Raw genomic sequence first — 12,216 nt, 5'->3', positions numbered from 1 at the left:
ACACAATTGCGGCGATTATAACACGAAGCAAACACGATCTCTGCCTCAGCGTTGGAGATCGGTTGGAGTGAAGCGCGCTCAACGCTATACTGGCATTCCAATTAACCATGCCGATGCTAAATAACGCTATGCCAGTTTTCTCCATTGTGGCTTTGATCGCCTACCTGCTCAGCCTTGGACTGATTATTCCCAGTTTGCTGCGGAAGAATAGCGCTTACCGTCGGCTGGCTATCGTTTCGGCCGTGGTGGCGCTGATCTGCCATGCCGTCGCGCTCCAGCAACGCATTTTTGATGTCAACACCGGGCAAAATCTAAGCCTGTTGAACATTGGTTCGGTGGTCAGCCTGATTATCTGTTCGGTGATGACCTTTGTGGCCTCGCGCGATCGCGGCTGGTTCCTGCTGCCAATTATTTACAGCTTTGCGATTATCAATCTGGCCTTGGCCAGCTTTGTGCCGGGTGAGTTTATTACCCATCTGGAAGCCAGCCCGGAACTGATGGTGCATATTGGCCTGGCGCTGTTCTCTTACGCTACGCTGATGATTGCGGCACTCTACGCCCTGCAATTGGCCTGGCTGGATTATTTGTTGAAGAATAAAAAACTCAGTTTCAGCGCCGATATGCCACCGCTGATGAGTATTGAGCGCAAGATGTTCCACATCACCCAGATCGGTGTTGTGCTGCTAACGCTGACGCTGTGTACCGGCCTGCTTTACATGGATAACCTGTTCAGCAAAGAGAACGTGCATAAAGCCGTGCTGTCCATCATGGCTTGGTTTGTCTACATCGTCCTGCTGTGGGGCCACTATCACGAAGGCTGGCGTGGCCGCCGCGTGGTCTGGTTCAGCTTTGCGGGTGCCTTTCTTCTTACGCTGGCCTATTTCGGCAGCCGCCTGATCCAGGAAGTGATGGTGCGCTAGAATACTCTCTAGTGCCTCCTCATTCCGGTGAGGCCTTCTTTCTCTATGCATAAGGAATACCGCGTTGGAGCATGTTTCGACAGGGGCCCTCATCCTCATCCTGGTGATTATGATTGTGGTCTCCGCTTATTTTTCAGCCTCCGAAACCGGCATGATGACGCTCAACCGCTATCGCCTGCGCCATTTGTCCAAGCAGGGCAATCGGGGCGCACGTCGGGTGGAGAAACTGCTACAAAAGCCAGATCGCCTGATTGGTCTGGTATTAATCGGTAATAACCTGGTCAATATTCTTGCCTCAGCGCTGGCGACTATCGTCGGTATGCGCCTGTATGGCGATATTGGTGTCGCCATCGCCACCGGGATACTCACCTTTATCATCCTGCTGTTCGCCGAAGTGTTACCGAAGACCTTTGCCGCACTCCATCCTGAGCGCATCGCGTTCCCCAGCAGCTTCCTGCTGACTCCTCTGCAAAAGATTATGTTTCCGCTGGTGTGGCTGCTAAACGGCATCACTACCCTGCTATTGCGTATTTTCGGCATTCGCACCAATGTACGTATCAGTGGTGCCTTGAGCCAAGATGAACTGCGAACCATCGTCAATGAATCCCAGTCACAGATCTCGCGCCGCAATCAGGACATGCTGATTTCGGTACTGGATCTGGAAAAAGTGACGGTGGACGACATTATGGTGCCGCGCAACGAGATCGTCGGTATTGATGTGAATGATGACTGGAAGTCGATCATGCGTCAGCTAACCCACTCCCCGCATGGCCGCATCGTGCTGTACCGCGGCTCGCTGGACGACTCCATCGGTATGCTGCGCGTGCGTGAAGCTTACCGCCTGATGACCGAGAAAAAAGAGTTCAACAAAGAAAACCTGCTGCGCGCCGCCGATGAAATTTACTTCGTGCCGGAAGGCACGCCGCTCAATGTGCAACTGGTGAAATTCCAGCGTAACAAAGAGAAAGTCGGCATTGTGGTCGATGAATACGGCGATATACAGGGCTTGGTCACGGTGGAGGATATTCTTGAAGAGATCGTTGGCGACTTCACCACCTCAATGTCTCCGACCCTGGCAGAAGAAGTGAATCCACAAAGCGACGGTTCGGTATTGATTGACGGCACGGCCAACGTGCGTGAGTTAAATAAGGCCTTCAACTGGAACTTGCCCGCTACGGAAGCCCGTACCATCAATGGTATGTTGCTGGAAGAGTTGGAAGAGATCCCGGACATCGGCAAACGGGTACGCATTGGCCATTATGATATTGATATCCTCGACGTGCAGGAAAACATGATCAAACAGGTACGCGTCACACCGATAAAATCGTTGCAGGCCAGCGTGCAGAACCATTAATTAACCGGTTGAAGTAAAGGAAAAAGCCGCTTTATCAGCGGCTTTTTTACGTCCAGGTGAATACTGGCAGAACTAAATATGCAGTTCCTGCAGTTTCTCTTTCGGCAGTGCCAATTCGTCGTTATGGTTCACGACCACGCCATGATCGAGAATATGCTTGGCAATCTCCTGTGCTTCTTCCAATGAATGCATGTGGTAAGTGCCACATTGGAATTCATTTAGCTCAGGGATTTTACGCTGGTCAGTCACTTTCAGCACGTCAGCCATTGCCGCTTGCCAGGCATCGGCCACCCGCTGCTCTTCTGGCACACCAATCAGGCTCATGTAGAACCCAGTGCGGCAACCCATTGGCGAGATGTCGATAATCTCCACACCATTGCCATTCAGATGGTCGCGCATAAAACCAGCAAACAGGTGCTCCAACGTATGAATCCCACGTTCCGGCATCACTTCCAGATTCGGGCGACAGAAGCGCAGATCGAATACGGTGATGGTATCGCCATGAGGAGTTTTCATGGTTTTAGCAACGCGGACAGCCGGAGCTGCCATGCGGGTATGGTCTACGGTAAAACTATCCAACAGTGGCATGTCGTCAACTCCTCATAAATAGCATTTATTTCGAAACTTTTTTCCTACACGAGGAAACCTTTTCTAACCCAGCAAGTCTGAGTATATGAAAGACGCGCATTTGTTATCATCATCCCTGTATCAGAGATGTATATTTGGCCACATTGATGTGGCCTTTTCTTTTTCAGCTCCCGCCGTTGGCCTTCAGGAATTCATCAAAGCTCAATGTATCACTGGCTTCCAGCTCATGCTGACGCTGCCATGATGCCTGCTGTTCCTTTGCCAGTTGCTCTTCGGTCAACAGCTCCAGCGGTTCTTCCATCAGCATCTTGCGGTATTGCTCCGCCAGATCAAGGCCAACACGGCCGATTCCCCCGGCTTTCATCGCCTTCAGGATACGGGCAGAGAAAGTCAGTTCAGGATCGTCGAATGCGGCAACCAGCTCATCACAAACCTGCTGATACTGCTGATTACCCGCCTCGCTATCCAGCACTTCAGCGACACGCCTCAGATCGTCAAACAGCGCCTTACCGACTTTATCCAAAGGCTTGCGGGTATCATTGCAGCCGATACCAATAGTTTGCCCCGGCTTACGCCCTTCCAGAATCACGCGGTTCCAGTTTTTACGGGTACACAGCAATTCGTCGCTGCTCATCTCCGGCGCGTCGGCCAATACGCACCACACCAGGAACAAGTCCAGGAAACGGGCCTGTACGGCATCTACACCAATCGGTGAGAACGGGTTGATGTCGAGCGAACGGACTTCGATATATTCGATACCGCCGCGTAGCAGCGCATCTGAAGGCGTTTCACCGTCATTGGTGACGCGCTTCGGCCGGATTGGGGCGTAAAGCTCGTTCTCTATCTGCAATACGTTGCTGTTAAGCTGCAGATAGCGATCGCCGTCTTTCACTCCCAGCTTGGCATACTCTTCAGAAGGTGTAGCGATCGCTCGCTTCAGCCCTTTCACATAGCTTTGCAAGTCGTTGAAAGTAATCCCCAGATTACTCTGCGACTTATTGGTATAGCCGAGATCGCTCAAGCGCAACGAAGTGGCATACGGCAAATAGCACATGCCCTGCGCATTGCGCTCAAACGGCAGCGCGGTTTCTCGCCCTTTCAGGAACGAGGAACAAATTGCCGGGGAAGCGCCAAACAGATACGGAATCACCCAACCAAAACGATAATAGTTACGAATCAGCCGGAAATATCCCGCCGAGATCTGCTCTTTACCGCTTTCGGCGTCTTCAACCCCTGCCCATGCCTGCCAGAACTCCAGCGGCAGGGAGAAATTATAGTGCACACCAGAAATGGTCTGCATCAACGCGCCATAGCGATTCTTCAGGCCTTCGCGATACAGCGTTTTCATGCGGCCGATGTTTGACGAACCAAACTGTGCCAGCTCAATATCCTGCTCGGCCTCGATGAAACACGGCATACTCAGCGGCCACATGCGCTCATCATCCAGATTCCGTGCTACATGACGATGAATGTCACGCAAGAACGTCAGCAAGTGATCGATGTCGTCATCAACCGGCGTAATAAACTCTAACAGCGCCTCGGCAAAGTCTGTGGTAATCCAATGGTGCGTTAATGCCGCCCCCAGTTTCTCTGGATGACCGGTAGTGGCGAGCGTGCCATCTGCGGTAACCCGCAGAGTCTCGCGCTCAATACCACGCCGGATCCCTTTTAATGCACGAGGGTGGGCTTCCAACCAAGAAAGCGCCTGTGATACGTCCGGGATCAAATTGACCTCCCGCTGCTAAAAACGATAACTTGTCAGCATACTGAATCTGCTCCCAAGAGAATATTGAGTTATATTCACTTGGTTAATGCCACCAGGCTATTCCCTGTAGCGTAATCATAGTTAATATGATGTAACGCAACGCTTTTCCGACACACAGAAACAGCGTAACAGAGCCCCATGGCATACGCAGCCAGCCTGCCAACACGCACAATAAATCGCCCACTACCGGTACCCAACTGAGCAGCAGCGCAGCCGGGCCAAAGCGTTTTAACCAGCCGAGTGCCGTTTCCAGCCCCCGCTGTGGTTTCAACGCCGGTAACAGGCGCCCAATAATCACGTTGGTCAATCCACCTAGGGTATTGCCCAACGTCGCAACCAGCACCAATATACTCGGTGAAACACTGCTGTTGGTCAGCACAGCGACCAACACGACTTCAGAATTGCCCGGTAGCAGCGTCGAACTGAGAAAGCTGCTGCCAAACAATGACAGAATTGCCAGCGTACTATTCACAATGTCCGGACGTCGACCACGGCCATATTAGCGCGCTTGGCGGCTTCAATACCAAAATCAGCATCTTCAAACACCACGCAATTTTCTGGCGGTATACCGATCAGTTCGGCGCAGCGCAGGAAGGTATCCGGCTCCGGCTTATGACGCTGTACATCGTCAGCCCCCACAATCGCATCAAAACAGTTGAGCAAACCTAAATGGCGTAAAAGCATCTCCGCCATACGGTGCTCGCTGCCGGTCCCCACCGCCATTGGGCGGCGTCCATGATAGGATTTTACCACCTCAATCAACGGCAATGGGCGAACGCTGTCCAGCAGCATGGCTTCTACCGCTCGGGTTTTCTCTGCCGCAAGATGGTGGGGATCAAGATCGGCCTGGTGCGCAACAATGATCGTCTGAGCGATACGCCAAGTTGGCGAGCCATTCAGCGCCACCATTGCCGCCTCATCGAACTTCATGCCGTAGCGTGCCAGCACTTCATGCCACGCCTCGCGATGCGTCGATTCGGTATCCAGAATCGTACCATCCATGTCGAAGATCAGACCCTGGTAGCGATCGTACATCGTGACTCCATGCTCGTTGAAGAAAGAAAACCACTTTAGCGTAAAGCCGAAAGGTTGTCGCTGCTTGAACATGACGGAAAGTGCTGTACTGACAGGGAATAGCAGGAGATAAAAGCGAAAAACCCGCCGAAGCGGGTTTTTCTTAGATGGTGCAACCAGGAGGATTCGAACCTCCGACCGCTCGGTTCGTAGCCGAGTACTCTATCCAGCTGAGCTATGGATGCGATCTAATTTGTTACAGCGAATTTGTTTCGTTCCGTGAAACTTCACTTGAAGAATGGTGCATCCAGGAGGATTCGAACCTCCGACCGCTCGGTTCGTAGCCGAGTACTCTATCCAGCTGAGCTATGGATGCACAGGAATTCTTTTTGATGCCTTATGGTACAACTTCAACCGCTTTACCATATGGCTAAATGTGGTGCATCCAGGAGGATTCGAACCTCCGACCGCTCGGTTCGTAGCCGAGTACTCTATCCAGCTGAGCTATGGATGCAAATGGCGGTGAGGCGGGGATTCGAACCCCGGATGCAGCTTTTGACCGCATACTCCCTTAGCAGGGGAGCGCCTTCAGCCTCTCGGCCACCTCACCATACGCTTCTTGCGAATTGTGCCTAACTTGCTTTAGAGAAGCTCATCGGCACTGCGTGGCGCACATATTACTTTCCCCGACTTATAAGTCAAACAATTTTTCCCAACTCATGCTCATTTGCACAAATCACAGGCAACATGCGTGATTTCACGACAAAAAGAGTGTTTTATCAACAAGCAAACATAGGGTTAGATGGCGCAAAAGTTTGCACACCAGAAAAAAATAATTGGAAGAAACAGAGGAAAGCTCGGGGGAAAGGAAGTGACTAAGGGAGCAAGAGCGTCTCGCAGTAACACGAGACGCTGCTCAGAAATCAGTAAGTCGTCTGTTGAGACTTCTCGGCCTGGATACGCTGATAGATTTCTTCGCGGTGTACAGACACCTCTTTGGGAGCATTAACACCAATACGAACCTGGTTGCCTTTAACCCCCAGCACTGTGACCGTGACCTCATCGCCAATCATGAGGGTCTCACCAACTCGACGAGTCAGAATTAACATTCTTTGCTCCTTGAAAGATTAAAAGAGTCGGGTCTCTCAGTTTCCCGGCCATTATCCATTATATGCAGTGAAAACGTAAGTCATAAAGCCCACAATAAATGTAAGCAGACTTGGTGTCACTCCAGACTATGATAAGTTTAGCCGACCTGAAAAACTTTGTTCCCGTAATTATAACTACATTGTCTTAGCATCGTATGAAAACACCATAATTTACAGAATCTTATGGCGTCTTCACGTGCCTATTTATTTATATTTACAACTTCGAAGCCACCCAAGCTTCAACACTCTCTAATGCCGCTGGCAGAGCACTGACATCACTACCCCCAGCCTGCGCCATATCTGGGCGGCCACCGCCCTTACCACCAACCTGCTGCGCGATATTGCCAATCAACTCACCAGCCTTCACCCGGTCAGTGAGATCTTTAGTAACACCAACAATCAGGCTGACTTTTCCTTCTTCTGCCGTGGCCAGAACAATCACTGCAGAACCCAGTTGATTTTTAAGATCATCAACCATGGTACGCAACATTTTCGGTTCCACGTTATCCAACTGGCTGACCAACAGTTTAGCACCCTTGACCTGCTTCGCTTTACTCGACAGTGAAGCACTTTCCAGCGCAGCCTGCTGATCCTTCAGTTGTTGCAACTCTTTTTCTAACGCGCGGGTGCGATCAAGCACCGCACGCACTTTATCCGTCAGATTATTGCTATCCCCTTTCACCAAATGCGCAACGTCCTGTAACAGATCGTTTTGCTGGTGCAGGGTAGCAATCGCTCCTTCACCGGTCACCGCTTCAATACGGCGAATACCCGCAGCAGTGCCCGACTCACTCTGAATACGGAACAGGCCAATGTCCCCGGTACGGCTGGCGTGAGTCCCACCACACAGTTCGGTTGAGAAATCACCCATGCTCAGCACGCGCACGTTATCGTCATACTTCTCGCCAAACAGCGCCATCGCGCCCTTCTGTTTGGCATCGTCCAGCGCCATAACCTCAGTTTGCACCGGTAGATTACGCCGTACCTGCTGGTTTACCAAATCCTCGACTGCGCGGATTTGCTCCGGCTTCATCGCTTCAAAATGGGAGAAGTCGAAACGCAGGTACTTGTCATTCACCAACGAGCCTTTCTGTGCGACATGCTCACCCAAAGTCTGGCGTAACGCCGCATGTAGCAAGTGAGTTGCCGAGTGGTTCAGGCGAATGCGATCACGGCGTGCGCTATCAATTATTGCGTCAACGCGGTCATTCAGCTTCAGCGTACCCGCCGCCAGTTTGCCCTGATGGCCAATCGCCTGACCATATTTCTGTGCATCACTGACCACAAACTTACTATCGGCAGTTTTCAGTATACCTTTATCACCCACCTGGCCGCCCGACTCTGCGTAGAATGGGGTTTCATCCAAGACCACAACCGCTTCTTCACCTGCTTGAATCGCATCCACTGGCTGACCATCGCGGAACAATGCAACCACTTTAGCCTGTTGCTCGTCAAGGTCGTAACCATTGAACTGGCTAGCCCCTTCGACGCGGATCATGCTGTTGTAATCAGCACCAAAGCCGCTGGATTCACGCGCACGGCGGCGCTGTGCTTCCATTGCCTGCTCAAAGCCAGCTTCGTCAACCTTCAAGCCACGCTCACGGCAAACATCGGCCGTCAGATCAACCGGGAAGCCGTAGGTGTCGTACAGACGGAATGCGGTTTCGCCATCCAGGGTATCGCCCTGCAATTGGGCCAACTCATCGTCCAGCAACGCCAAACCACGCTCCAGCGTGCGAGCAAACTGCTCTTCTTCGGTTTTCAGTACCTGCTCGACCAGCGCTTGCTGTTGCTTCAGCTCATCTGCAGCTGAGCCCATCACCCCGATCAGTGGCGCAACCAGCTTGTAGAAGAAGGTATCTTTCGCACCCAGCATATTGCCATGACGAATAGCACGACGAATGATGCGGCGCAGCACATAACCACGGTTTTCATTCGAAGGGATGACGCCATCGGAGATCAGGAATGCGCACGAGCGGATATGGTCGGCGATAACACGCAGTGATTTATTATTCAGGTCGGTGGCACCGGTCACGTCCGCAACGGCGGCAATCAGGGTGCTGAAGAGATCGATGTCATAGTTGGAATTTACATGCTGCAGAACCGCAGCAATACGCTCCAGGCCCATCCCCGTATCCACCGAAGGTTTCGGCAGCGGCTGCATGGTGCCGTCGGACTGGCGGTTGAACTGCATGAACACGATATTCCAGATCTCGATATAGCGGTCACCGTCTTCTTCCGCGCTGCCTGGAGGGCCACCCCAGATATGATCGCCGTGATCGAAGAAAATCTCGGTACACGGGCCACACGGACCGGTATCACCCATCTGCCAGAAGTTATCGGAAGCAAAGGCCGCGCCTTTGTTGTCACCGATGCGGATAATACGTTCAGCCGGAACACCGATCTGCTTCTGCCAGATGTCGAAAGCTTCGTCATCGGTCTCATACACGGTAACCCACAGCTTCTCTTTTGGCAGGTTGAACCAGTTTTCACCGGTCAACAATTCCCACGCATAGCTGATCGCATCATGTTTGAAATAGTCGCCGAAACTGAAGTTGCCGAGCATCTCAAAGAAAGTATGGTGACGTGCGGTATAACCCACGTTTTCCAAATCGTTGTGTTTACCACCAGCACGAACGCAACGCTGTGAAGTGGTAGCACGAGAATAGGCTCGCTTATCCAGCCCCAGGAAAACATCCTTAAATTGGTTCATCCCGGCATTGGTAAACAGCAATGTCGGATCATTGTTAGGCACCAGAGAGCTGCTTGCTACGACCTGATGACCTTTACTATGAAAGAAATCGAGAAACGCTTGACGGATCTCAGCGGTGCTCTTGCTCATAATTTTCCTGGAAAGGCTAGAATAACGACACGTGAGCAAGAAGCACGACATCCTGACGATATCATCTAGCTCACGAACAAAAAGTGTGAATAAGATAAATTTTCTTCAGAGGGAAGTAAAACCCCGTGTGCGTTCATTGCGCAAAATCACGGTAAATTGACTGAATTTCTTCCTGAAAGAAGCCACGATAGAGTAGATAACGTTGAACTTTGGCTTTATCTTTCCATTCTACCGGTAGTGGATCGCCAAATTTACGCTGTGCGACCTGCTTAGCCTGTTCACACCAGTCAATGTCACAGGCTGCCAGCGCCGTCTGCACAATCTCTTTTTCTACGCCTTTCTGCATCAGTTCAGAGCGAATGCGCTGTGCGCCATAGCCTTTACGGCTACGCCCGGCGATAAAACTATTGGCAAAACGTTGGTCATCCAGCCAATTATGCTGATAACAATAGGCAATCACTTGCTCAATCACTGCGGGGTCAACGGGTTGTTCGGGGGGATTTGCTGGGGATTTCGCGCCAAATCTGGCATTCGCTACAAACGGCTGCGCCGCAAGTTTGCGGCGCAGTTCAACTTCACTATGATCGCGTTGAGACAATAAGCGCATCGCGCGGCTTATCAAAGCATTTAATACATTGCGTGAGGGTGAGGAAACGCCATCATTCATACCATACAACCTCAGAGCTCAACAGGCACACCACCGAGGGTGTGCCTGCTTACCGGCAAAGATTAAAACTCTTCGCTGGTTTCTGCTTCATTATCATCCAAGTTTTCAGCAACAGCGGCAACCGGTTCGCCATTGCTGTGCAGCAACAGATCACGCAGTTTTTTATCCAACTCAGCGGCAATAGCGGGGTTCTCTTTCAAGAAGTTACAGGCATTTGATTTACCCTGGCCGATCTTCTCACCGTTGTAGCTGTACCATGCGCCAGCTTTCTCGATCATCTTGTGCTTCACGCCCAGATCGACCAATTCGCCACGGCTGTTGATGCCTTCGCCATACAGGATTTGGAACTCGGCCTGTTTGAACGGTGCAGCAATCTTGTTCTTCACCACTTTTACGCGAGTTTCGCTGCCGATCACTTCGTCACCTTCTTTGATCGCACCAATACGGCGGATGTCCAGGCGGACAGAAGCGTAGAACTTCAGCGCGTTACCCCCGGTGGTGGTTTCCGGGTTACCGAACATCACCCCAATTTTCATACGGATCTGGTTGATGAAGATCAGCAGCGTGTTGGCGTTTTTCAGGTTACCGGCCAGCTTACGCATCGCCTGGCTCATCATACGCGCCGCGAGGCCCATGTGTGAGTCACCGATTTCACCTTCGATCTCTGCCTTTGGCGTTAAAGCCGCAACGGAGTCAACGATGATCACGTCAACCGCGCCGGAGCGGGTCAAGGCATCACAGATTTCCAGCGCCTGCTCACCGGTATCGGGCTGAGAACACAGCAGGTTGTCGATATCAACACCCAGTTTCTTGGCATAGATAGGATCCAGCGCATGCTCGGCATCAATAAACGCACAGGTTTTGCCTTCACGCTGAGCGGAGGCGATAACCTGCAGGGTCAGAGTAGTTTTACCTGAAGATTCCGGGCCATAAATCTCAACAATACGGCCCATTGGCAGGCCGCCCGCACCCAGTGCGATATCCAGTGACAGCGAGCCAGTGGAGATCGTTTCTACGTCCATTGAACGGTCTTCACCCAGACGCATGATGGAGCCTTTGCCGAATTGTTTCTCAATCTGGCCCAGTGCCGCAGCTAACGCCTTTTGCTTGTTCTCATCAATAGCCATGTTTGCTCCTCGTTATGCAATGCCGGTGTTACCCCACACTGCCACTGAATGTATGTTGTGCAGGAAATGTCGCTAATTATACTGTATGGTCATACAGTATCAAGACTAATTTTACAAAAATTCATCGAGCGCCGTTTGCAGCGCAAAAATCGTTGCTTGCAGCCGCACGGCATCGCGATCGCCAGCAAATTGCATTTTACGCGCCAGCACACGGCCAGAACGTTCGGCAAAACCAAACCAGACGGTACCCACAGGTTTATCAGCGCTGCCGCCATCAGGGCCAGCAATGCCGCTTACCGACAGCGCCAGATCGGCCTTGGCGGCATGCAGTGCTCCCTGCGCCATTTCGCGCACCACCGCCTCACTCACCGCGCCGTGCGTCATCAAGGTGGCTTCAGCCACCCCTAACAATTCGTGCTTCGCCGCGTTGCTATAGGTGACAAAACCACGATCAAAATAGGCCGAACTGCCCGCAATATCGGTAATAGCTTTGGCAATTCCCCCACCGGTACAAGACTCTGCACAGGTGATCCACTGGCCGCTGGCCTGCATTTTTTGCCCAACGGAAATACTGAGCTTGCGCAGTGTACTCTCACTCATCGCCTCTCCTTAGTGAATCAAGCTATATGCGCCCGATAGTAGCATTTATCAAGCATCGCTGGCGGGGTCATGACAGAAATGCGCAGCGTTTCGCAGGTTGATGCAGTGTTAAGCCGTACCTCAAACTGCTAGTATCAAAGGCGACGCACAGATTGCTGCGTTGCTTGGTTATGGGGATACCGCACATCGGC

11 protein-coding genes and 4 tRNA genes are annotated in these 12,216 nt (G+C 51.8%); 2 read left to right on the top strand and 13 right to left on the bottom strand.

Annotated elements, in window-relative coordinates:
- Positions 1-128 precede the first annotated feature (128 nt).
- On the top strand, positions 129-920 hold the full coding sequence (locus ACX1CU_RS04385) for a cytochrome C assembly family protein (RefSeq protein WP_459402720.1): 792 nt from the start codon (positions 129-131) through the stop codon (positions 918-920).
- 64 nt (positions 921-984) lie between these two features.
- Entirely contained in the window at positions 985-2,274 is a 1,290-nt protein-coding gene (locus ACX1CU_RS04380) for an HlyC/CorC family transporter (protein WP_459401410.1), read from the top strand.
- A 72-nt stretch (positions 2,275-2,346) separates the two neighbouring features.
- On the opposite strand, the gene luxS is transcribed toward ACX1CU_RS04380, so the two are convergent.
- From luxS to pncC, 13 genes are all read right to left on the bottom strand, one after another.
- Positions 2,347-2,862 (bottom strand): S-ribosylhomocysteine lyase, encoded by a 516-nt coding sequence (gene luxS / locus ACX1CU_RS04375; protein WP_459401409.1) that lies wholly within the window; start codon positions 2,860-2,862, stop codon positions 2,347-2,349.
- Between the two features lie 163 nt (positions 2,863-3,025).
- A complete protein-coding gene (gene gshA, locus ACX1CU_RS04370) occupies positions 3,026-4,588 on the bottom strand; it encodes a glutamate--cysteine ligase (protein WP_459401408.1) in 1,563 nt (520 codons plus the stop codon).
- Positions 4,589-4,670: 82 nt separating this feature from the next.
- Positions 4,671-5,099, bottom strand: coding sequence for a YqaA family protein (locus ACX1CU_RS04365; protein WP_459401407.1), 429 nt, complete (start codon positions 5,097-5,099; stop codon positions 4,671-4,673).
- Positions 5,096-5,662: a fructose-1-phosphate/6-phosphogluconate phosphatase gene (yqaB, locus tag ACX1CU_RS04360; protein ID WP_459401406.1), complete on the bottom strand. Its 567-nt coding sequence runs from the start codon at positions 5,660-5,662 to the stop codon at positions 5,096-5,098. Before yqaB ends, ACX1CU_RS04365 begins: the two co-directional genes overlap by 4 nt.
- Before the next feature lie 147 nt (positions 5,663-5,809).
- A tRNA-Arg gene (locus ACX1CU_RS04355) sits at positions 5,810-5,886 on the bottom strand.
- Between the two features lie 54 nt (positions 5,887-5,940).
- A tRNA-Arg gene (locus ACX1CU_RS04350) sits at positions 5,941-6,017 on the bottom strand.
- 61 nt (positions 6,018-6,078) lie between these two features.
- Positions 6,079-6,155 (bottom strand) — tRNA-Arg (locus ACX1CU_RS04345).
- 3 nt (positions 6,156-6,158) lie between these two features.
- A tRNA-Ser gene (locus ACX1CU_RS04340) sits at positions 6,159-6,251 on the bottom strand.
- Positions 6,252-6,564: 313 nt separating this feature from the next.
- Complete coding sequence (gene csrA, locus ACX1CU_RS04335; RefSeq protein WP_004091602.1) at positions 6,565-6,750, bottom strand: carbon storage regulator CsrA; 186 nt, start codon at positions 6,748-6,750, stop codon at positions 6,565-6,567.
- A 253-nt stretch (positions 6,751-7,003) separates the two neighbouring features.
- Positions 7,004-9,631 (bottom strand): alanine--tRNA ligase, encoded by a 2,628-nt coding sequence (gene alaS / locus ACX1CU_RS04330; protein WP_459401405.1) that lies wholly within the window; start codon positions 9,629-9,631, stop codon positions 7,004-7,006.
- A gap of 133 nt (positions 9,632-9,764) precedes the next feature.
- Positions 9,765-10,298, bottom strand: coding sequence for a recombination regulator RecX (gene recX / locus ACX1CU_RS04325; RefSeq protein WP_459401404.1), 534 nt, complete (start codon positions 10,296-10,298; stop codon positions 9,765-9,767).
- A 62-nt stretch (positions 10,299-10,360) separates the two neighbouring features.
- Positions 10,361-11,425, bottom strand: a complete 1,065-nt coding sequence (recA, locus tag ACX1CU_RS04320; protein ID WP_459401403.1) for a recombinase RecA — start codon at positions 11,423-11,425, stop codon at positions 10,361-10,363.
- A 111-nt stretch (positions 11,426-11,536) separates the two neighbouring features.
- The gene (gene pncC / locus ACX1CU_RS04315) at positions 11,537-12,025 is read right to left on the bottom strand and encodes a nicotinamide-nucleotide amidase (RefSeq protein WP_459401402.1); all 489 of its coding nucleotides are present in this window, start codon (positions 12,023-12,025) and stop codon (positions 11,537-11,539) included.
- Positions 12,026-12,216 lie beyond the last annotated feature (191 nt).

It is taken from the genome of Serratia sp. D1N4, from assembly GCF_054552755.1.
Note: the sequence above shows the minus strand (reverse complement) of the source record. Positions and strands in the feature narration are given on the sequence as shown.